General features: G+C 65.2%; 20 protein-coding genes. 15 read left to right on the forward strand and 5 right to left on the reverse strand.

Going from position 1 to position 20,285, the window contains the following annotated elements; genetic code table 11:
• Window positions 1-3: 3 nt before the first annotated feature.
• From AC07ZH_RS00900 to AC07ZH_RS00930, 7 genes are all read left to right on the forward strand, one after another.
• Window positions 4-1,227 carry an ABC transporter ATP-binding protein gene (locus AC07ZH_RS00900; protein WP_495198156.1) on the forward strand — a complete coding sequence of 408 codons (1,224 nt, stop codon included), beginning with the start codon at window positions 4-6 and terminating at the stop codon, window positions 1,225-1,227.
• Window positions 1,224-2,111: an LpxL/LpxP family acyltransferase gene (locus AC07ZH_RS00905; protein ID WP_495198157.1), complete on the forward strand. Its 888-nt coding sequence runs from the start codon at window positions 1,224-1,226 to the stop codon at window positions 2,109-2,111. The genes AC07ZH_RS00900 and AC07ZH_RS00905 overlap by 4 nt, the downstream gene beginning before the upstream one ends.
• On the forward strand, window positions 2,098-3,060 hold the full coding sequence (locus AC07ZH_RS00910) for a class I SAM-dependent methyltransferase (RefSeq protein ID WP_495198158.1): 963 nt from the start codon (window positions 2,098-2,100) through the stop codon (window positions 3,058-3,060). The genes AC07ZH_RS00905 and AC07ZH_RS00910 overlap by 14 nt, the downstream gene beginning before the upstream one ends.
• Entirely contained in the window at window positions 3,057-3,710 is a 654-nt protein-coding gene (locus AC07ZH_RS00915; protein WP_495198159.1) for an acyltransferase, read from the forward strand. The genes AC07ZH_RS00910 and AC07ZH_RS00915 overlap by 4 nt, the downstream gene beginning before the upstream one ends.
• Window positions 3,711-3,715: 5 nt before the next feature.
• Window positions 3,716-4,411: a lytic transglycosylase domain-containing protein gene (locus AC07ZH_RS00920; protein ID WP_495198160.1), complete on the forward strand. Its 696-nt coding sequence runs from the start codon at window positions 3,716-3,718 to the stop codon at window positions 4,409-4,411.
• Between the two features lie 51 nt (window positions 4,412-4,462).
• Window positions 4,463-5,563, forward strand: a complete 1,101-nt coding sequence (locus AC07ZH_RS00925; RefSeq protein ID WP_495198161.1) for a glycosyltransferase family 4 protein — start codon at window positions 4,463-4,465, stop codon at window positions 5,561-5,563.
• Between the two features lie 302 nt (window positions 5,564-5,865).
• Complete coding sequence (locus AC07ZH_RS00930) at window positions 5,866-6,849, forward strand: IS5 family transposase (RefSeq protein WP_495198162.1); 984 nt, start codon at window positions 5,866-5,868, stop codon at window positions 6,847-6,849.
• 183 nt (window positions 6,850-7,032) lie between these two features.
• Here AC07ZH_RS00930 and AC07ZH_RS00935 read toward each other — a convergent pair whose 3' ends face one another.
• The 5 genes from AC07ZH_RS00935 to AC07ZH_RS00955 are packed head-to-tail and all read right to left on the reverse strand — an operon-like array spanning window position 7,033 to window position 12,745.
• Window positions 7,033-8,880 carry a nitric oxide reductase activation protein NorD gene (locus AC07ZH_RS00935; RefSeq protein WP_495198163.1) on the reverse strand — a complete coding sequence of 616 codons (1,848 nt, stop codon included), beginning with the start codon at window positions 8,878-8,880 and terminating at the stop codon, window positions 7,033-7,035.
• Window positions 8,880-9,917, reverse strand: coding sequence for a 4Fe-4S binding protein (locus tag AC07ZH_RS00940; protein WP_495198164.1), 1,038 nt, complete (start codon window positions 9,915-9,917; stop codon window positions 8,880-8,882). Before AC07ZH_RS00940 ends, AC07ZH_RS00935 begins: the two co-directional genes overlap by 1 nt.
• A 58-nt stretch (window positions 9,918-9,975) precedes the next feature.
• Window positions 9,976-10,839, reverse strand: a complete 864-nt coding sequence (locus AC07ZH_RS00945; protein ID WP_495198165.1) for a CbbQ/NirQ/NorQ/GpvN family protein — start codon at window positions 10,837-10,839, stop codon at window positions 9,976-9,978.
• A 2-nt stretch (window positions 10,840-10,841) separates the two neighbouring features.
• Entirely contained in the window at window positions 10,842-12,272 is a 1,431-nt protein-coding gene (locus AC07ZH_RS00950) for a cbb3-type cytochrome c oxidase subunit I (protein WP_119109279.1), read from the reverse strand.
• A 47-nt stretch (window positions 12,273-12,319) separates the two neighbouring features.
• Complete coding sequence (locus AC07ZH_RS00955) at window positions 12,320-12,745, reverse strand: c-type cytochrome (protein ID WP_119109278.1); 426 nt, start codon at window positions 12,743-12,745, stop codon at window positions 12,320-12,322.
• Window positions 12,746-12,940: 195 nt separating this feature from the next.
• Between AC07ZH_RS00955 and AC07ZH_RS00960 the strand changes: the two genes are divergently transcribed.
• From AC07ZH_RS00960 to AC07ZH_RS00995, 8 genes are all read left to right on the forward strand, one after another.
• A complete protein-coding gene (locus AC07ZH_RS00960) occupies window positions 12,941-13,573 on the forward strand; it encodes a cytochrome c oxidase subunit 3 family protein (RefSeq protein WP_119109277.1) in 633 nt (210 codons plus the stop codon).
• A gap of 10 nt (window positions 13,574-13,583) precedes the next feature.
• Window positions 13,584-13,850: a cytochrome C oxidase subunit IV family protein gene (locus AC07ZH_RS00965; protein WP_119109276.1), complete on the forward strand. Its 267-nt coding sequence runs from the start codon at window positions 13,584-13,586 to the stop codon at window positions 13,848-13,850.
• 73 nt (window positions 13,851-13,923) lie between these two features.
• Entirely contained in the window at window positions 13,924-14,817 is an 894-nt protein-coding gene (argB, locus tag AC07ZH_RS00970; RefSeq protein ID WP_119109275.1) for an acetylglutamate kinase, read from the forward strand.
• 17 nt (window positions 14,818-14,834) lie between these two features.
• Window positions 14,835-15,542 carry a response regulator transcription factor gene (locus AC07ZH_RS00975; RefSeq protein ID WP_495198166.1) on the forward strand — a complete coding sequence of 236 codons (708 nt, stop codon included), beginning with the start codon at window positions 14,835-14,837 and terminating at the stop codon, window positions 15,540-15,542.
• 24 nt (window positions 15,543-15,566) lie between these two features.
• Entirely contained in the window at window positions 15,567-17,033 is a 1,467-nt protein-coding gene (locus AC07ZH_RS00980; protein WP_119109502.1) for a sensor histidine kinase, read from the forward strand.
• On the forward strand, window positions 17,030-17,659 hold the full coding sequence (gene slmA, locus AC07ZH_RS00985; RefSeq protein WP_495198167.1) for a nucleoid occlusion factor SlmA: 630 nt from the start codon (window positions 17,030-17,032) through the stop codon (window positions 17,657-17,659). Before AC07ZH_RS00980 ends, slmA begins: the two co-directional genes overlap by 4 nt.
• Window positions 17,660-17,756: 97 nt before the next feature.
• Window positions 17,757-18,449: a TetR/AcrR family transcriptional regulator gene (locus AC07ZH_RS00990; RefSeq protein ID WP_119109501.1), complete on the forward strand. Its 693-nt coding sequence runs from the start codon at window positions 17,757-17,759 to the stop codon at window positions 18,447-18,449.
• 15 nt (window positions 18,450-18,464) lie between these two features.
• Window positions 18,465-20,261 carry an acyl-CoA dehydrogenase C-terminal domain-containing protein gene (locus AC07ZH_RS00995; protein WP_495198168.1) on the forward strand — a complete coding sequence of 599 codons (1,797 nt, stop codon included), beginning with the start codon at window positions 18,465-18,467 and terminating at the stop codon, window positions 20,259-20,261.
• The last annotated feature ends 24 nt before the right edge of the window (window positions 20,262-20,285 follow it).

The following is a 20,285-nucleotide window of genomic DNA, read 5'->3' on the forward strand; positions in this document are numbered from 1 at the left end:
GCCATGAGCATTCGCTTTGAGGGGGTGGAAAAAACTTACCCGGTCTATGCCAGGCCGCAGGACCGCCTGCTGGAATGGCTCACCGGGCGGCAGCGCCACCGCGTGCATGTGGCCTTGGCCGGTATCGATTTTGCTGTGCAGGCAGGCGAGACTTTTGGGCTGATCGGCGAAAACGGGGCCGGCAAGAGCACCTTGCTGAAGATCGCTGCTGGCACGATCCGTCCGACGCGGGGTGAGGTGGCGCGCGAAGGCCGGGTGGCGGCGCTGCTGGAGTTGGGCGCGGGCTTTCACCCGGAGGAGTCGGGCTACGACAACATTCGCTTCATGGCAGCGCTCCATGGGCTGGAGGGCGCGGCCATGGAAGCCTTCCACCAGCGCGCCACGGCGTTCTCGGAGCTGACAGCCGAGACGCTGGAGCGCCCGGTGAAGACCTATTCGTCCGGCATGTTCATGCGCCTGGCGTTCGCGGCGGCCACGGCGATCGACCCGGAGGTGCTGATCGTGGACGAAGCCCTGTCGGTGGGCGACCTGCACTTCCAGAAGAAGAGCCTGAACCGCATCCTCGCGCTGCGCGAGCAGGGGGCGACGGTGCTGTTTTGCTCCCACAACCTGTACCAGGTGCGCAGCCTGTGCCAGCGAGTGGCATGGATTCATGGGGGGCGCATTGAGGCGATTGGCAATACCGAAGACGTAGTCACGGCCTACGAAGCGCATGAGCGGCGACGCTATGTGTCATTGCGCGTAGAACCGGGCAATGAGAAGGACAGCTCTGCGCCCGACGGAGCGCTTCCGCGAGCCACGGCGACAGTGAACCTTGTCAAGATTCTCAGTCTCACATTAGAAACCGGAGACGGCATTAATCCAGCGCAGGTGGACACTTTTCAGGATGTCACGGTCGCGCTTGAACTAGAGGCCTACGGGGAGTCTGCGTTTCACGTGCTTTTTTCGATTGTTCGACCCGACAAGGACAACGTTTTCGGTACAAGCACGCAGTTTCGGCCGGGCGGACAGGCCATCGTCGGCGTGGGGATTCACCGTATTCGCGTGCGTTTTCCCAGATTGGTACTTTTGTCCGGCGAGTACCTGTGGAGTGTTTATGCCCTGGATGATACGGGGATCCAGGTGCTGGATATGGCTGAGTTGATTCAGCCGTTCACGGTGCTCAATCAGAAGCACCGCGAGTTTGGTGTCGCCTGGCTCGAGCACGAATGGTTGTTGGTTGAATGAACTTCAATTTCTCGCTTGATCTTGCCATTCCCTGTATGGCCAAACTGCCTACAGCGCTTCCATGGCAGCTGGCAGGCAGGGCAGACAGGCGAAATCAAGAACTGCTGACCTGGCTCCAGAAACGATTTGAAGACATATTTCCGCAGTCAACGCGTGCTGAACAAACCCTGTGGGCAAAGCTTCACGTTCGCATGTTGGGTCAGGAGCGAATCGATGCCATGGCTTTTCATCGGCTCGGTCACTCTGGAGGGCCCGCCATTGCACTCAGGGGCATCGAACATGCTCGGAGTTTGGCGCAAGCGGGGAAGGGCTTCATTTTGGTGCTGAATCATTTCGATCGTTTGCTCACTGCTCCCATTGCTTTGGCGCAGCATGGCATCAAGTCCAATGTGTTGACGATGCCTGTGCTCACCAATCCCGACCTCGATCCTGCACATCGGCGTTTTCTGCTGCGCAAAATAAATAGATATACAGAAATTACCGGCGGTCTTTGGCATACCACGGACGATGGAATGCGAACGGTTCACGAGAGTCTGCGAGCTGGCCAAGCTTGGGTGATTTTGGCAGATGCTTGGCGCGCCGATTTCGCGCGCTTGAGGCCGCACAGTTTTCTGGGTGGATTTTTGCAATTGCCAACGGGAATTGAGCGCCTGGCGCGTTCTACCGGAGTTCCTTTGCTGCATGCGGCGACGTACACGCATCGACCAGATCAGCTTGAAGTGATGGTAGAGCCGCTGCCGGATGACCCCGAACAGGCGATTGATCAGGTTATTCAAAGACTGCATTGCGACGTGCAGGCGCGCCCCTGGGCCTGGTGGCATTGGGGATTGTGGGACCAGATGTGGCATCCTGCAGCACAGGAGGTGAACCGTGACGCACATTGACCGCTACGACTATGCGTTTGACCCCGAGGGCGACGCCTGGGCGGCGCGCGTGCTGCGCCGGATTCCAGCGCAAGGCTCGGTGCTTGAGCTCGGCCCTGGCCCAGGCGCCATGACGCGCGTGCTGCGTGCGCGCGGCTACGCTGTGACGGTGGTCGAAAACGACCCGCAAGCGCTGTCCGCCCTGCAGGCGCTGGGTGCAGAGTGCATTGCGGGCGATCTCGATGGCAGCGATTGGATGGCTGCTCTGGCGGGCCGGCAGTTTGACGTGATCCTGGCGTGCGACGTGCTGGAGCATCTGCGGCGGCCGGAAGACGTGTTGCGCGCCTTGAACTCGGTGCTGGTCCCCACGGGTAGCCTGATTATTTCCGTACCCAACATTGCGTACGCCGGGGTGGTGGCCGGTTTGCGGCAGGGGCTGTTCGACTATGCAGACAAGGGGCAGCTCGACCGCACCCATGTGCACTTCTTTACCCGGCGCAGTCTGGAGAGAAACCTGCTTGACTGCGGTTGGGCGCCCAGGGTCTGGGAGGCCAACCGGGTCCCGCTGGAGCAAAGCGAATTCGCCGAATGCTGGAAGGATTTGACCGACACACAGCGCGCGAGTCTGCGCGACGGCTGGCAGGATTTTGACGTATACCAATGGATGGTAGTGGCTACCGCGTCGAACAATTCAGTTGCATGGGAAGGCGCCGCCGCGCGCGCGCAGGTGGATCAGTTGCGTGAAGAGCTGCAGGCGCTTACCCTGCGGCGCGAAAGCGAACTTGCCTCGTTGCTAGAGCACCAAAAGGCGTTTTCCGAGGCCAAGGTGATCATCAAAGATCTGCAAAACCAGATTGAGGCAATCCAACAGCCGAGTGCTAATTTGCTCGCAGAACTGAACCAGCTGAGAGCTTTGTTGGCGGATCGGTCCTGGTCTGCGCGCTGGCGAAGGCTTAGGGGGCAGAGGTGAGCGGTGCCCAACTGAGCGCGCAAGAGTTGCTGGGCGTTCCTGGTATCACGTGCGCCTTTCCCGGCGTGGACCGGCTGGGCGCAGATTGCCGGATCGACCCTAGCGTCTCCGTCATGCGCTTTGGTGAGCGCAGCGATGTCGTCCAGCTCGGCGACGCGGTCAGCCTCTACGCCCAGACGCGGCTGGTACTGGGCGACGTGACCGCCGACCCCTGCGTGGGCATTCGCATTGGGGCGCGCACCATTGTCAACGTGGGTGCCTACCTGTCTGGCGAGGGCGGGCTGGAAATTGGCGAGGACGTGCTGGTCGGCCCGCACGCCAAGCTGCTCTCGGCCGGGCATGCCATCGACGAGGGCGACGTGGTCATTGCCCGCAACCGCATCACGCGTGCCCGCATCGTCCTCGAGGATGGCGCCTGGATAGGCGCCGGCGCCATCGTGCTCGAGGGCGTGCGCATTGGGCGCGGCGCCGTAGTGGCGGCGGGTGCCTTGGTGCGCCAGGACGTACCCGCCGGCATGGTGGCGGCGGGTATGCCGGCGACGCTGCTGCGCGCCCGGCGGCTGGATGCCTTTGGCGGCTCGGCGGCATCGCACCCCTCGCCGGTATCGGGGTGGCGCAGCGCATGGCGCCGCTGGCTGGGACGCAGGTAGGCAGGATGGGCGTACGCAGTCTCACCCACCATCGTGCAGGTCGGTTGCTGTTCCCGGCAGGGTGCTGCCGCGCGGTGCTGTGGCTGCTGCTGGCAGGCGCCTCCGCTGCGGCGCATGCCGATGTGGTGTGGCAATTTGTCGATGGCGATGGGGTGGTGCATATCGGCAATGCTGCCGCGCCCCAGGCCCCTGCCGGGCGGGAGCTGATCTGGCTGGGCGTGACCCCCAACCCGAAAGCCGGCGCCACGGGCCGGCATGACCGGGCGGTACAGGACTTGCCGGGGTACGACTCGGCCAAGCCGCATCTGGAGGCCGCTGCCCTGGCGCAGGACGTGGAGCCTGCGCTGGTCATTGCCGTAGCAGCGGCTGAGTCGGCCTTCAATACCCAAGCGGTGTCGCGCAAGGGCGCCCTTGGGCTGATGCAGGTGATGCCTGCCACGGCGGAGCGCTATGGCGTGCCCGCGCGCGCTTCGGCGCAAGGGAGCGCCTCCGTCATGGAGCCCAGGCTCAATGCCGAACTGGGCAGCCGCTACCTGGCGGACTTGCTGCGCTTGTTCGGCGGCGACAAGGAGCTTGCCCTGGCGGCGTACAACGCTGGCGAGGGTGCGGTGCTCAAGTACGGCCGGCGCATTCCGCCTTATCCGGAAACCCAGCAGTATGTCCAGCGCGTCATGCGCTTTTACCGGACTCTGGTGCGTTGAGCGCATTGCACCGGGAATTCTGCGCGCCCGCTGCCTTACCATCCACTGCTCATGATCGTGCTTTGTGTCGTGGCTTTCGTGGTGGCCTTGCTGGCGGCCGGTTTTATCGTGCGATGGGTGCGGGGGGATGCCGCGCGTTATGGGGCCTCCATGCCGCAGCGCTTTCATTTCGGGCATGTACCGCGCCTGGGGGGCGCGGCGGTGCTGCTGGGCATTGCCGCCAGCTGGATACTGGGCGCCGCACAGGCGGGGTGGGGCGATCCGGGCTCCCTGCGCCTGGGTAGCTGGGTCGGCTGGTGGCTGCTGGCGCTGCTGCCGGCAGCGCTGGGCGGTATCGCGGAAGATCTGATGCAGCGGCTCTCGGTGCTCTACCGCCTTGTCCTCACTGGGTTCTCTGGGCTGCTGGCTGTGACACTGGCTGGCATCACGCTGCCGCGACTGGGCCTGCATTGGCTGGACATGGCGCTGGACCTGGCCCCCTGGCTGGGCATGGCCATCGCCGTGCTGGCCATCGCCGGCCTGCCGCATGCGTTTAACCTGATCGATGGCTACAACGGCCTGGCTGGCATGGTGGCGCTGATCGTGTGTCTGGCCCTGGCCCATGTCGCCATGCAGGTGGGCGACAGGGCCATGGCCGCGCTGCTGGTGTCCACGGCGGCGGCGACGGCCGGCTTTCTGGTCTGGAACTACCCGCGCGGCCTGCTTTTTGCGGGCGATGGCGGGGCCTATATCTGGGGCGTGGTGATTGCGCTGGCCAGCCTGTCGCTGGTGCAGCGCAACAGCGATGTCTCGCCCTGGTTTCCGATGCTGCTGCTGATCTACCCGGTGTGGGAGACGGTGTTTTCCATCTACCGCAAGGCGGCGCGCGGCACTTCACCGGGCGTGGCGGATGCGCTGCATTTCCACCAACTGATCTACCGGCGCATCGTGCGCAGCGTGTTCCACGACGACGAATCGCGCCGCCTCTTGATGCGCAACAACCGCACTTCGCCGTGGCTGTGGGGCTTCACCATGCTGACGGTGGCGCCGGCCGTGATGTTCTGGAACAACACGCCGGTGCTGATGGTGTGCTGCGGCCTGTTTGTCGTCAGCTACGTCGCGGCCTATCTGGCCATCGTGCGTTTCAAGGTGCCGGGCTGGCTACGCAGGTGAACGAACGGCAACGCCCTGAGGCGCTGCGCGCCTTTCCTCTTGCGCTCGGCCCCGGTGTCAGCAGCGCGCACAGCGCAGGCAGTGGGGTCGGATCACGATTTCGCGCAGCGAAACTCGTGCTCTGACCCCAATGCCGGAAAACAGGGCACAGCGTTCGCGGCCGACTGCAGCCTGGCCCCGCCTTTTGCGACAGCGCGCCCGAAGCAAGTAAATTTCTAGGTGTTTTAGGCCTCTAGGGATACTCTGCACGAATCCCCAAGCGATGTGATTGCGCGGAGGGCTGAAGCCCAGACAATATGAGCATGAAGCAAAGCAGCCTGGGCCTGAGCAACACAGTCAAGCGCACCCGCAAGCGCGAGTTCCTGGACGCCATGGAACTGGTGGTTCCCTGGGCTGAACTGGTCTCGCTCATAGAGCCGTATGCGCCCGAAGCCGGACGCCGGGGTCAGCAGCCCTTTGCGGTGCAGACCCTGCTGCGCATCCACTTTATGCAGCAATGGTTCAAGCTCAGCGACCCAGCCATGGAAGAAGCACTACATGACGTGCCAGCCTTTCGGGACTTTGCGGGCCTGACCCACTGGGACGAACAGATTCCCAGTGAATCGAGCATCCTGCGGTTTAGACACCTTTTGGAACGCCACAAGCTGGCCGAGCAGATCCTGGCCACGGTCAATGCGCTGCTGCAGGCCAAAGGGCTGCAGCTCAAAGCGGGCACGGTGGTGGATGCCACGCTGATTGCCGCGCCCACTTCCACCAAGAACCAAAGCGGCGAGCGCGACCCCGAGATGCACCAGTCCAAGAAGGGCAACCAGTGGTACTTCGGTATGAAGGCCCACATTGGCGTGGATGCGGACTCGGGCCTGGTGCACACGGTGCGAGGCACCAGCGGCCATGTGGCTGATGTGATCGAGGCCAACAGCCTATTGCACGGGCAGGAGACAGACGCCTTTGGAGATGCGGGCTACCAAGGCGTGCACAAACGGCCTGATGCCAAGCCAGCCGTGCGCTGGCACGTAGCCATGCGTCCAGGATTGCGCCGGGAGTTGGACAAGGACAAGCCTCTTGAGGCGCTGATCGATCAACTCGAGTGCACCAAGGCCAGCATCCGGGCCAAGGTGGAGCACCCGTTCCGAGTGCTCAAGCAACAGTTCGGGTACGTGAAGGTGCGCTACCGGGGGCTCAAGAAGAACACGGCGCAGCTCGTTACTCTATTTGCGCTCTCAAACCTGTGGATGGCGAGGCAAAAGCTGCTGGAATTCGGACATGTGCGCGTGCAGGGGGCGTAATGCCCCAAGACCTGGGCAGATGAGTCCCTGCGTAGTGCGCAAATGAGGTCCCAAGCGCGACATTCGCTCATGAGCGGGCAAGGTTTAAGCTCAGACACCGTAGTGGCACGGTCAAAAGGGATTCGTGCAGAGTATCCCTAGCGCATATCTGGTATGCGCTGCCAGCTATTGTTTTAATAGTCTTCAGCGCGCCAGCGCCACCCAGGCCTGCGTGAGCCGGCGGGTGAGTTCCTGCGGCTGGCGCACCAGGGCGTAGCCGTTGCTGCCAAACAGCAGGGGCAGGTAGGCGTGCGCTTCGTGGTCGATGGTGACGCAGAAGGGGGTGAGGCCGGCTTCGCGCGCTTCCTGGATGGCGTGGCGCGTGTCTTCCAGGCCGTAGCGGCCTTCGTAGATGTCGAGGTCGTTGGGTTTGCCGTCGGTCAGCACCAGCAGCAGGCGCTGGCGCTCGGGCCGGGCAGCGAGGCGCCGGGTGGCGTCGCGCACGGCGGCGCCCATGCGGGTGTAGAAGCCGGGTTTCAAGGCACCGACGCGGGCGCGCACCGCCTCGCCCCAGCGCTCGCCAAAGCCCTTGATGTGCTGGATGCGCACATGCTGGCGGCGCACCGAGCTGAAGCCCAGCATCTCGAAGGCGTCGCCGGTGCCGGACAGCGCCTCGCCAAACACGTACAGCGCGTCGCGGATCACGTCGATCACGCGGGCGTCCGAGGTGGCGTAGGCGTCGGTGGAGAGCGACAGGTCGGCCAGCAGCAGCGTGGCGAGACTGCGCTCGCCGTGCTCGCGCCGGCTGTAGATGGGGGGCGCATCGCTGTGCTGCACGCCGCCGCGCGCTTCGGTCTGGAAGCGCACCCAGGCGTCGAGGTCGAGTTCGTCGCCGCTTTGCTGGGCCTTGATGCAGCGCGGCGCGGCGCGCAGCACTTCGAGGCGCCGGCGCACCCGGTGGGCGGTGGCGCGCAAGGCCGGTGCCGGCACGAAAGGCGCTGGCGGCAGGGTGACCAGGCACTGCACGGCGCAGTGGTCGGGCAGCAGCGCGCGGCGGCGCCAGTCCCATTCGGGGGTCTTGCGGCCGGGGCCGAGGGGCTGGTCGTCCTCGCTGGCGCTGGGCAGGTCGAGGTCGAACTTGACGCGCGACGCCGTGGTCTGCTTGCCGCGCGCCAGGGTCAGCGTGTCCATGTCGTCGGCGGCGGCGTTGGCGTTGGGATCGGGCTCGTCGTCGTTGCCGCGCGCCAGGCGCACGAATTCGCTCCAGGTGGTGACGGATTCCATCTTCGGTCCGACGAGCATGGGCGGGCGTTCGCTTTCGCTGTCCGCGCGCTTGGCGCGGCGGCGGCGCTCGCTGGCTTCGTCGGGGGCGCTGGGGTCGTGCTCGGCGCTGGGATGGGCGCCTTCGCTGGCGGCGCTGGCCGGACCTGGAGCCGCACCGTCTTGCACTGGCGCGTCGGCGGCCAGCCAGAGCCATACGGGCGCCACTTGGTCGGGTTGCACGAACAGCGGGCCGTGGTCTTGCCCGCGCAGTGCCGCCTGCACGGCGGCCTCGAAAGGCATGCTGGCCGCGCGCAGGCTGGCCAGCGGCGGGCGCTGCGCCAGGTGTGCCTGCACCAGCGCGGCGTGGCGGCTGCGCAGGCCGGCAAAGCGCTGCAGGGCGCGGCTGGTGGCGGCGCGGTTGTCGGCGATCCAGTCGCCGGTGGGCTCGAACACGGCGGCCAGCGCGGCGAGCCACAGGTACAGGTCGTGGTTGAGGGCACGCTGGCCAAACACGCCGATTTCGGGCGGCAAGGCCAGCACCTCGGGGTCCAGGCGGCTTTGCGCGCAGCGCTGGTTGCTGCCGGCCACGCGCTCAAGAAAGCGGCGTGGGCCGTGGTGGCGCGAGGCGGCGGCGGGCGCCACGCGCACCGCAGCGTCGCCCCCGCCAGCGCGGTAGAGCAGGGCGATGCTGCGCTGCACGTCGCTGAGCAGCACACGCTCGGGGTTGGGCGGCGTCGCCGCCATGCGGGTGATGGCGCGGTGCCACCATTGGCCAATCCATTCTTCCATCAGTGAACTCCCTCGCGCTTGTGGCGCATGGTTTCGCGCACCGCCTCGTCGCCGATCTTCCATTGCAGCGTGGGCGTGCGGCCCTGGTGGGTTTGCGTGGCGTCGCAGGCGCTGAGGCATTGGCCGCACTGCACGCAGGCAAACATCATGCGTTTGATGTTGCGCGGATTCAGGCGCATGGGGCAGGCGTGGTCGCAAGCGCTGCCGCTGGGGACCGCGGGCCGCCCAATGGGACCGGTGCGGGCCAGCGCTGGTGTGGCGGGTGCGAGCGGCACGCGGCTTGCCGGCATCACCTCGCAGGTTTTGCATTCGCGGGCGCGCGTGCGGGTGAACGACACCACCATGGCCTTGGGGTTGGCCATCCAGGCCAGGCTCTGGAACAGGCCGACGGCGCAGCCGTAGCGGCAGAACAGATGCCGTGCCAGCGTGAATTCGAGCGTAAAGACCAGTGTGCCCACGCCAAGGAAGCGGGCCTGGTTGGTCGACAGCGTGCCATGCACCAGGTTGCCCCAGACCAGGGCGGGCGGCAGCAGGTAGGTCAACAGCGTGATCGCCCAGAAGAAGCCAAAGGTCAGGCAGGCGACCAGGAACACGGGCCACCAGCGCTTGTCGGCGCGGCGGCCGGGGCGCGGCGTGGGGGATTTGTCCCACACGCTCAGCTTGCCGGTGGCGCGGTGGAGCAGGTCGTTGAGGGTTTCGACCAGCGAAAAATGTGGGCACAGCCAGCCGCAGTACAGGCGCCCGTAGTGGTAGGCCACCGACAGGAAGCCCACGATGAGGGCCAGCACGGGCAGGATGCCGCGCCAGATGATGGACCAGGCGGTCTGCGCCGCCGTGGCCTGGCCGTGCAAAAAGGCGTCTATGCCCAGCGACCAGCGAAACCCGAGCACCCACAGTTGGGTTTCGGTTAGATCAAAGCGCAGCAAATTGAGCGCTGGCGCCAGCAGGAAGACGGCAAAGAACGACAGCTGCAGCCACCGGCGCCGGCGCTGCAGTTGCTGCGTGCGTGCCAGGGGCTGCGCTGCACTATTGCCCATGCCAGCCCCATGGTGGGCAGCGCTGGCGCAGCTCGAACAATCGCCCATGAATGGCCCGTCAATCGCCGTCGCCCACCACGGCGCGCACCACTTCGTCGAGGGCGCGCAGCGTGTCGTGGTCGTCGCTCAGGGCATCGACCACGGCGGCGCGGCAGGCCTCGCGCAGGGGTAGGCCCGAGGCGACCAGGCGCGCCGCCATCACCAGCAAGCGGGTGCTGGCGGTTTCTTCCAGGTCGTGGTCGGTCAGGCGCCGCAATGCCTGCGCGAGCTGCACCAGGCGCGCGGCAATCTCCGGCGTGGCGCGGCCTTCGCGCTCCAGGATGGCGCGCTCGACCGCCGGTTCAGGGTAGTCCAGCGTGAGCGCTGTGAAGCGCTGGCGGGTGCTGGGTTTGAGCCCCTTGAGCAGGTTCTGGTAGCCGGGGTTGTACGAGATGACGAGCATGAACTCGCGCGGCGCGGCGATCAGCTCGCCGGTGCGCTCGATCGGCAGCACGCGCCGGTCGTCGGCCAGCGGGTGCAGCACCACGGTGGTGTCCTTGCGCGCTTCGACCACTTCGTCGAGGTACAGGATGGCGCCGTCGCGCACCGCGCGGGTCAGCGGTCCGTCGGCCCAGACGGTGTTGCCGTGGCCGATCAGGTGGCGGCCGACCAGGTCGGCGGCGCTCAGGTCGTCGTGGCAGGACACCGTGATGAGCGGGCGGCCCAGGCGCGCCGCCATGTGCTCGACGAAGCGCGTTTTGCCGCAGCCCGTCGGGCCCTTGATGAGCAGCGGCAGTTGCTGGGCGAAGCAGTGCTCGAAGAGCGCGCATTCGCCTGCCTGGGCGGCGTAGTAGGGGACGCAGGGGCCAGAGGAGATGGCCGCCGCGCCCGGCGCCCCCGCAGGGGCGCCCGCCGATGGGCCTGTGTGCTCGGCGTAGGCCATGCTCAGGCCCGTTGCAGGCGGCTGCCGGGAATGGCGGCCACTTCCTGCTCGTCGGCAGCGGGGCCGATGAAGAAGCTCGACAGGTAGGTGATGAGCCCTGTCAGGAACATCACGCCACCGGCGATGCGCACCCAGTAGAAGAAAGAGAGCTGGTCTTGTGTGGCCATGAAGCCCATGGCGCCGCTCGTGGGCATGCGTTGCAGCCACACTTGCAGGATGCCGGCGCCGCTGAGCGCGAGCACCATCACGGCCATGCCGATGCTCATGATCCAGAAGCTCCACATCTCGGCGCGCTGGGCGCGCATGGGGTTGGCCTCGCGGCCGCGGATCAGGGGCATGGCGTAGCTGATGATGGCCAGCACCACCAGCACATAGGCGCCGTAGAAGGCCAGGTGGCCGTGCGCGGCGGTGACTTGCGAGCCGTGCGTGTAGTAGTTCACGCTGCTGAGCGTGTGGATGAAGCCCCAGACGCCCGCGCCCAGGAAGCCGATCACGGAAGTGCCCACGGCCCAGAGCACGGCGGCTTGGTTGGGGTGCTCGCGGCGGCGGCGCTGCACCATGTTGAAGGCGAACAGCGTCATCATGAAGAACGGAATCGGCTCCAGTGCGGAGAACACGCCGCCGACCCAATGCCAGTAGCCAGGCAAACCGATGAAGTAGAAGTGGTGGCCGGTGCCCAGGATGCCCGAGATGAGCGCGAAGGCAACGATCATGTACATCCATTTGTCGATCACTTCACGGTCCACGCCGGTGGTCTTGATCAGCACGAAGGCCAGCAGGGATGCCATGATCAGCTCCCAGGTGCCTTCCACCCACAGGTGCACCACGAACCACCAGTACATCTTGTCGCGCACCAGGTTGTCGGGGTTCACGAAGCTGAACAGGAACATGATCGCCAGGCCCCACAGGCCCATCATCAGCACCAGCGAAATCGCGGTCTTGCGGCCTTTGAGTACCGTCATGGTGAGGTTGAAAAGAAAGCCCAGGCAGACCACCACGATGCCCAGCTTGGTCGGCAGCGGCTGCTCCAGGAACTCGCGGCCCATGGTGGCAAGAAAGTCGTTGCCGGTCCATTTGGCGAGCGAGGCGTAGGGCACCAGCAGGTAGCCCAGGATGGTGGCCACGGCGGCGGCGAGGAACACCCAGAACAGGATCTTGGCGAAGAGCGGGCTCCAGAGTTCGGTCTCGCTCTCCTCGGGCACCATGAAGTAGGCGGCGCCCATGAAGCCGAACAGCAACCAGATGATCAGCAGGTTGGTGTGCACCATCCGCGCGATGTTGAACGGAATGGCGGGGAAGAACAGGTCGCCGATGACGTACTGCAGGCCGAGCGTCAGGCCGAAGAGGATCTGGCCGGTGAACAGGCACAGCGCAGCAACGAAGTACAGCTTGGCGACAGCTTGCGACTGGTATTTAAGCGTTGGAATTTTCATGGTGAGTTCGTGAAGGTTTGGTGGGTGGCAGCGGGGAGTGCCGGTGCTCAGCCTTCAATGTTCGGTGGCCACTTCTCGTCGTCGATGCCGTTGGTCCAGCGCAGAAACTCGACCAGGTCGTCGAGCTGCTGCTCGCTGAAGTTGAACTGGGGCATCTGGCGGCGGCCGGGGGCGTGTGTCGGCATGGCCTTGATCCAGCCCTTGATGAAGTCGGGCCCGCGGCGTTCGTACACATTGCCCAGCTCGGGCGCGAAGTAAGCACCCTCACCCATCAGCGTGTGGCAGCCAATGCAGTTGCGCGATTCCCACAAGTGCTTGCCGCGCACCACTGCCGGGGTGATCTCCTGCGCCTTGGAGCGCGCTGGAATCTTGGTTTCGGAATTGAAGATCAGCGCCGCAAACACCAGCACGAAGAACATCGTGCCGCCGTAGAAAATATTGCGCGCCGTCTGGCTGGTGAAGCCTTGGCTCATGGTGGTCCTTCTCTGGTTGCGAAATTACAGGGTCAAACCTTATCGGGTTAACCCTTGATTTTGTTGATCATAATCAATAAGATTCATTTCAAGTGAATCTTTTGTCTTCGGCGTGTTGTTTTTGCTTCCGTCGCTTGCAGAATGGCCCTCCAAGGCGCTCTCCCTGTTAGAGGGTGCCTATCCCCTCTACGACCCATGCCGTCTCCCACCCCCGTTTTTGCACCGCTCCCTGGCCTCGCCAGCCCATCGCAACCGACTGCCCGCGTGAGAGCAGCGCCGCGCTTGCGCGGCGACCTGGGGGTGTGGCTGGTGATCCTGATGGAGCTGCTGACCTTTGCCATCCTGTTCGTCAGCTACGCTTTTGCGCGCACGCAGGAGCTGGCGCTGTTCAACGCTTCGCAGGCCACGCTCAACCTGCACACCGGCGCGCTCAACACCGTGCTGCTGATCTCCGGCAGCGCCTGCGTGGCGTCCGCCGTGCAAGCCATGGGGCGTGATGCGCGCGTGGCCTGCGCCCGCTGGCTGCTCGGCGCGCTGGCGTGCGGCAGTGGTTTCGTGGGTGTCAAGCTGTGGGAGTACGCCGGCAAGCTGGCCGAGGGGGTCGATCTATCGACCAACACCTTCTACATGTTCTACCTGCTGCTCACGGGCTTTCACTTCCTGCATGTGCTGGTCGGCTTGCTGGCGCTCGCCTGGCTGTGGTGGCGCGTGCGGCGCGGGGACTATGGCCGTGGCGACCTGCACGCACTGGAGACCGGGGCGGCGTTCTGGCACATGGTCGATCTGCTGTGGATCGTGCTGTTCCCGCTGGTCTATGTGATGCGATGAAAGGCCTACCATGTTCCGCTTGACGATTGGCAAGACCTGGGTCCTGCTGGTGCTGCTGACCGGGCTCACCTTCGGGCTCGGCGAGGGCGGTTTTTTTGGCCATGGCGCCATGCTGCCGGTGCTGCTGGTGCTGGTGTTTTCCGGCATCAAGGGCGCGCTGGTCATTCTGGAATACCTGGAGATGCGCAAGGCTCCGGGGCTTTGGCGCTGGCTGCTGCTGGGCTGGCTCACCCTGGTGCTGGCGCTGGTCGTGCTGGCGTACTGGATCGCGTCCTGAGCCTGGGCCATGGCCGCGCCGCACATGCGGCACAATTTGCGCTTCCCCTCTACCCGCCCCGGGGCGCTTTTCCATGACAGACACGCTGCAAAACCTTGGCCCACGCGACAAGGCCGAGATCCTGGCCCAGGCGCTGCCCTATATCCGAAAGTTTCACGGCAAGACCATCGTCATCAAGTACGGCGGCAATGCCATGACCGACCCAGAGTTGCAGGCTGATTTCGCCGAAGACGTGGTGTTGCTCAAGCTCGTCGGCATGAACCCGGTGGTGGTGCACGGCGGCGGCCCGCAGATCGAGGCGGCGCTCTCGCGCCTGGGCAAGAAGGGCCATTTCATTCAAGGCATGCGCGTGACCGACGCCGAGACCATGGAGGTCGTCGAGTGGGTGCTGGCGGGCGAGGTGCAGCAGGACATCGTCGGCCTCATCAACCAGGCCGGCGGCAAGGCCGTGGGCCTGACGGGACGCGACGGCGGCCTGATCCGGGCGCGCAAGCTGCGCATGACGGACCACACCGATCCGGCGCTGGAGCACGATGTGGGGCAGGTGGGCGAGATCGTCAGCATCGACCCAAGTGTGGTCAAGGCGCTGCAGGACGACGCCTTCATCCCCGTCATCAGCCCACTCGGCTTTGGCGAACACAACGAGAGCTACAACATCAATGCCGACCTGGTGGCCAGCAAGCTGGCCACCGTGCTCCAGGCCGAAAAGCTGATCATGCTGACGAACATTCCCGGCGTGCTCAACAAGGCCGGCGACTTGCTGACCGACCTCACGTCGCGCGAGATCGACGCCTTGATTGCCGACGGCACCATCTCGGGCGGCATGTTGCCCAAGATTGCCGGCGCGCTGGACGCTGCCAAGGCCGGCGTGAAGGCGGTGCACATCGTGGACGGCCGTGTGCCGCACGCCATGCTGTTGGAGATTTTGTCGGACCAGGCGTTCGGCACCATGATCAGCAACAGCTGAGGCTGAAAGGGCTCTGCATGCGCTTGCTGCTTGTTGAAGATGACGTCATGGTCGCCAGCGGCATCAAGCTGGGGCTCGCCGACGCCGGCTACGCCGTGGACTGGGTGGGCAGCGGCGAGCGCGCCCAGGAGGTGCTGGCGCGGGAATCCTTTGATATCGGCGTGATCGACATCGGCCTGCCGGGCATTGATGGCCTGGAGCTCACGCGTTTGCTGCGCCGACCCGAAATGGCCAACCCCGCCATGCCGGTGCTGATCCTCACCGCACGCGACGCGTTGCAGGACCGGGTGCAGGGGCTGGACCTGGGCGCCGACGACTACATGGTCAAGCCCTTTGAGCTGCCCGAGCTGCTGGCGCGCCTGCGGGCGCTGCTGCGCCGTTCGCAGGCCGCGACCACGGCCGTGCTCTCCTTTGGCCCGCTGGAACTCGACAGCGCGAACCGCCGCGCCAGCATCGTCGGCACCGAAGGCGCTGCCGCCACGGCCATTGAGCTTGGGCCGCGCGAATGGACAGTGCTGGAATACCTGCTGATCCATGCCCCCAAACCCGCCAGCAAGGACAAGCTGCTGCAGGCGCTCACCGGCTGGGACAAGGAAATCACGCCCAACGCCGTCGAGGTCTATGTCTCGCGCCTGCGCAGCAAGCTCGAACCGCATGGCATCGCGCTGCGCTCGATTCGGGGCTTTGGCTACCGGCTCGAACTCGTCGAAGCCACCGCCCGCTAAATGGCACGCCCGAGCCTGCGGGCGCTGACGTCCGACCTGCGCAACCGCCTGCTGCTCTTGCTGGTGCTGCCCCTCTTTGCCCTGGTGCTGGCCTCGGCCTGGGTCGATTTTCGCTCCGCCGATGATGCCGCGGTGCAGCACGACCAGCGCCTGCTGCGCCTGCTGCCGGGGCTGGCCGATTCGGTGGTGGCAGCCACCACGCCGGGAACCGAGCCGCTGCTGATGCTGGCGCCGGCGGTCGAGGAGTTCCTGCGCCGCAGCGGCGAGTACACGGCGTTCAGCGTGCGCCGGGTGAATGGTGAACTGCTGCTCGGCGACGACTGGGTGCAAGGGCCGTTGCCGGCAACGACGGCCGCGGAGTTTCACAGCGTCGAGTACGGCGGCGTGACTTACCGGGTGGCGGTGCAGCGGGGGGAGACCAACGCCGGAGAGCTGGTGGTGGCGCTGGCCGACGGGTCCGATCCGCGCCAACAGTGGCTGCAGCAGTTGATGATGCGTCTCTTGCTGCCCAACCTGCTGCTGATCGCAGCGGCTGGGCTGGCGATTTACTGGTCGGTGGGCCATGCTTTCAAACCGCTGGTGGACCTGGCCACGGCGGTAGAGCACCGCTCGCCGCGCGACCTCAACCCGATCGACGAGGCCACGTCGCCTGCGGAGGTGCGCCCGCTGGTGCACGCACTCAACCATTTGTTCGACATGGTCCGTGCGCAGGTGGATGGCCAGCGCCGCTTCGTCGCCGATGCGGCCCACCAATTGCGCACACCGCTGGCCGGGCTGCAGGCGCAGGTGGAGGCCTGGGCCTTGCTTGCGCGCTCCGGTGGGAGAGCCAGGAATTTTGATAAAAATTCGGCTCTACCGCTTATTCATCAAGACTCTTTAGCTATCACATTAGGAGTTGAAGAGATTGAGAAACTGCGCGCTGCCACGCGGCGCACCTCGCAGCTCGCGCACCAGTTGCTCACGCTCTCGCGCGCCGATGCGCGCAATGTCGATGCCTCCGCCATGGAGCGCGCGGATCTCCGGCAACTGTGCGAGACCGCCCTGGAACTGCACCTCGATGCAGCCGAGGCCAAGGGCATCGACCTGGGGCTGGAGGCCGAATCCGTCCATGCCACCGGACACGGCTGGCTATTGCGCGAACTGCTGTCCAATCTGGTGGACAACGCCATCAAATACACGCCGGCAGGTGGCAGTGTGACGATTCGCTGCGGCCGCTGCATGCGCCGGGGCACCCTGGAGCCCTACCTGGAAGTCGAAGACGATGGCCCCGGCGTGCCGCACACGGAATACAACAAGGTACTGCAACGCTTCTACCGTGTCCCCGGCACCGCTGGGGAAGGCACGGGCCTGGGGCTTCCGATTGCCGATGAAATCGCCCGTGCCCATGGCGCTGCGCTGGAGCTTGGCAGCGGCGCCGGCCAGCGCGGTTTGCGGGTGCGGCTGGTGTTCACCACGGACACGCTTTCGGGCGCACGACCGCCAGGAGAATGAGCCCCATGCCGATCGATACCCCCGAGCCCGCCGCCGCTGCACCCAAGCGCCGCCCCCAACCCGGTGAGCGGCGCGCGCAGATTCTTCAAGCGCTTGCCGCCATGCTGGAGGCGCCGGGTGCCGAACGCATCACCACGGCAGCCTTGGCGGCGCGCCTGTCGGTCAGCGAGGCGGCGCTGTACCGGCATTTCGCCAGCAAGGCGCAGATGTTCGATGCGCTGCTCGATTTCATCGAAGAGGCGCTGTTTACCCGCAGTGCCCAGATCGCTGCCGCAGAGGGCGAGCCGCCCGCGTCCAAGGCTATGCGCATCGTCACCTTGCTGCTGCAATTTTGCGAGCGCAACCCAGGCCTGGCGAAGATTCTGGCGGGCGATGCGCTGCTGCTGGAGCACGAGCGCCTGCAAGCGCGTGCCGGCCAATGCTTTGAGCGCCTGGAGTCGCAACTGCGCCAATGCCTGCGCGAAGCGGCGCAGCAGGGCGGCTCGGCCGCGCCTACGGCCGACGCCCAGGTCGCGGCCAGCACCCTTATCGCCTTTTGCCAGGGCCGCTTGCAGCGTTTTGCGCGCTCGCAGTTTCGGCGCTTGCCGACAGAGCAGCTCGATGCCTGCCTGGCCCACATGCTCTGACCCACTTTTTTTGGTGCGCGCCTCTATTTTTTAAAGGGGAGGTGACCACAGGCAGAATTTGCTGCAGAATAGAACGATCGTTCGTTTTTCTATGGCCATGCCTTCTGCTTCGTCCACCACTCCCATTGCCCGCACGCCACGCCCGCGCGCCACAGGCTCGCGCGTTTTGCAAAAAGGGCAGCAGACCAAGGCCGCCATCGTCGAGGCGGCCTTGGGCCTGGCGACCCACATCGGGCTGGAAGGTCTGTCGATTGGCGCGCTCGCCGAGCTCATGGGCATGAGCAAGTCGGGCGTGTTCGCCCACTTCGGCTCGCGCGAAGAACTGCAGATTTCCGTGGTGCGCGAATACCACCACTGCTTTGAGCAGGAAGTTTTCTACCCTGCGCTGTCGGCGCCGCGCGGTGTCGCACGGTTGCGTGCGCTGTTTGCCAATTGGATGCAGCGCACCTCGGTGGAAATCGATTCTGGCTGCATCTACATCAGCGGCGCCATTGAGTTCGACGACCGCCCGGGCCCCGTGCGCGATGCGCTGGTCGAGTCGGTCATGACCTGGCACAGCGCCATGCGCCGCGCCATCGTCCAGGCCAAGGAATGCGGCGAACTGCTTGCCGACGTGAACGAAGACCAGATGCTTTTCGAAATCCACGGCCTGATCCTGGCGCTGCACTACGAAGCACGTTTTCTGAAGAACCCCGGCTCGCTTGGCCGGGCGCTCACCGGCTTTGACAACATTCTTGCCCGCTTCTCGGCCCCCGCGCCGACGCCGGGCGCCTCTGCAACCCACAAGTAAACCCAAGGAGCCAACATGCCTACCTACACGCCGCCCCTGCGCGACATGCAATTCGTCATGCACGAGGTGTTCAACGTTGTCGACGAATTCAAGAACCTGCCGCCGCACGCGGAAGTGGATGCCGACACCATCAACGCGGTGATCGAGGAAGGGGGCAAGTTCGCCACCGACGTGATCTTCCCCCTCAACATCAGCGGCGACACCGAGGGCTGCACGCTCGACAAGGCCACGCACGAAGTCAAGACCCCCACGGGCTTCAAGGACGCCTACACCAAGTACGTCGAAGGGGGCTGGCCGGCACTCTCCTGCGACACCGAATACGGCGGCCAGGGCCTGCCGTTCGTGCTCAACCAGTGCATGTACGAGATGATGAACTCGGCCAACCAGGCCTGGACCATGTACCCCGGCCTCTCGCATGGCGCTTATGAGTGCCTGCACGCGCACGGCACCGACGAGCAGAAGAAAATCTACCTGCCCAAGCTCACCAGCGGCGAGTGGACCGGCACCATGTGCCTCACCGAGCCGCACTGCGGCACCGACCTGGGCCTGCTGCGCACCAAGGCCGAGCCGCAGGCCGACGGTTCCTACAAGATCACCGGCAACAAGATTTTCATCAGCGCCGGTGAGCACGGCATGACGGAAAACATCGTGCACCTGGTGCTTGCGCGTCTGCCCGATGCGCCGGTGGGCAGCAAGGGCATCAGCCTGTTTGCTGTCCCGAAGTTCAAGGTGAATGCCGATGGCAGCTTGGGCGAGCGCAACCCGATTTTCTGCGGCGCGCTGGAGCACAAGATGGGCATTCACGGCAATGCCACGGCGCAGATCAACATCGACGGCGCCATTGGCAGCCTGGTGGGCCAGCCCAACAAGGGCCTGGCGGCCATGTTCGTCATGATGAACGCCGCCCGCCTGGGCGTGGGCAACCAGTCCCTCGGCCTGACCGAAGTGGCCTACCAAAATGCGCTCGCCTACGCCAAGGACCGTATCCAGATGCGCAGTCTTTCGGGCACCAAAGCCAAGGACAAACCCGCCGACCCCATCATCGTGCACCCCGACGTGCGCAAGATGCTGCTCACGGCCAAGGCCTACGCCGAAGGCGGCCGTGCGCTCTCGATCTTCTGCGCCATGCTGCTCGACAAGGAGCTGCACCACGCCGACGAGAAGGTGCGCAAGGACTCGGGCGAAATGCTCGCCTTGCTGACGCCCATCGTGAAGGCCTTCATCACCGACAACGGCTTTGAGGCCACGGTGATGTGCCAGCAGGTCTTCGGCGGCCACGGCTACATCAAGGAATGGGGCATGGAGCAGTTCGTGCGCGACGCGCGCATCAACATGATCTACGAAGGCACCAACACCATCCAGTCGCTGGACCTGCTGGGCCGCAAGATTCTGGGCAACAACGGCGCCACGCTGAAGAAGTTCGGCAAGCTCGTGGGGGCGCTGGTGCAGGAAGAGGGCGTGAACGAGAAGATGGCCGAGTTCATCAACCCGGTGGCCTACCTCGCCGACCAGATGACCAAGTTCACCACCGAGCTGGGTTTCCGTGGCATGCAGAACCCCGACGAAGTGGGCGCCGCCGCCGTGGACTACCTGCGCGTCGCGGGCCACCTGGTGTTTGGCTACTTCTTCGCCCGCATGGCCCAGGTGGCGCTGCGCCAGATCGCCGCCGGCAACACCGACCCGTTCTACGGTGCCAAGCTGCAGACTGCGCGCTTTTACTTCGCCAAGCTGTTCCCCGAGACCGCTACCCTGATGCGCACCGCGCGCGCGGGTGCCAAGCCGCTGATGGAGACCGATCTGGCGCTGGCCTGAGTGCGCGGTGCGGATTTTCAACCC

Source organism: Simplicispira sp. GW247-4R2A (assembly GCF_059424465.1).

Coding starts and splice junctions, on each gene's coding strand:
- AC07ZH_RS00950 (WP_119109279.1), bottom strand. CDS start 12,272: ATGAAAATTCCAACGCTTAAATACCAGTCGCAAGCTGTCGCCAAGCTG.
- AC07ZH_RS00935 (WP_495198163.1), bottom strand. CDS start 8,880: ATGGAAGAATGGATTGGCCAATGGTGGCACCGCGCCATCACCCGCATG.
- AC07ZH_RS00955 (WP_119109278.1), bottom strand. CDS start 12,745: ATGAGCCAAGGCTTCACCAGCCAGACGGCGCGCAATATTTTCTACGGC.
- AC07ZH_RS00960 (WP_119109277.1), top strand. CDS start 12,941: ATGCCGTCTCCCACCCCCGTTTTTGCACCGCTCCCTGGCCTCGCCAGC.
- AC07ZH_RS00930 (WP_495198162.1), top strand. CDS start 5,866: ATGAAGCAAAGCAGCCTGGGCCTGAGCAACACAGTCAAGCGCACCCGC.
- AC07ZH_RS00990 (WP_119109501.1), top strand. CDS start 17,757: ATGCCTTCTGCTTCGTCCACCACTCCCATTGCCCGCACGCCACGCCCG.
- slmA (WP_495198167.1), top strand. CDS start 17,030: ATGAGCCCCATGCCGATCGATACCCCCGAGCCCGCCGCCGCTGCACCC.
- argB (WP_119109275.1), top strand. CDS start 13,924: ATGACAGACACGCTGCAAAACCTTGGCCCACGCGACAAGGCCGAGATC.
- AC07ZH_RS00945 (WP_495198165.1), bottom strand. CDS start 10,839: ATGGCCTACGCCGAGCACACAGGCCCATCGGCGGGCGCCCCTGCGGGG.
- AC07ZH_RS00965 (WP_119109276.1), top strand. CDS start 13,584: ATGTTCCGCTTGACGATTGGCAAGACCTGGGTCCTGCTGGTGCTGCTG.
- AC07ZH_RS00905 (WP_495198157.1), top strand. CDS start 1,224: ATGAACTTCAATTTCTCGCTTGATCTTGCCATTCCCTGTATGGCCAAA.
- AC07ZH_RS00900 (WP_495198156.1), top strand. CDS start 4: ATGAGCATTCGCTTTGAGGGGGTGGAAAAAACTTACCCGGTCTATGCC.
- AC07ZH_RS00920 (WP_495198160.1), top strand. CDS start 3,716: ATGGGCGTACGCAGTCTCACCCACCATCGTGCAGGTCGGTTGCTGTTC.
- AC07ZH_RS00995 (WP_495198168.1), top strand. CDS start 18,465: ATGCCTACCTACACGCCGCCCCTGCGCGACATGCAATTCGTCATGCAC.
- AC07ZH_RS00975 (WP_495198166.1), top strand. CDS start 14,835: ATGCGCTTGCTGCTTGTTGAAGATGACGTCATGGTCGCCAGCGGCATC.
- AC07ZH_RS00940 (WP_495198164.1), bottom strand. CDS start 9,917: ATGGGCAATAGTGCAGCGCAGCCCCTGGCACGCACGCAGCAACTGCAG.
- AC07ZH_RS00925 (WP_495198161.1), top strand. CDS start 4,463: ATGATCGTGCTTTGTGTCGTGGCTTTCGTGGTGGCCTTGCTGGCGGCC.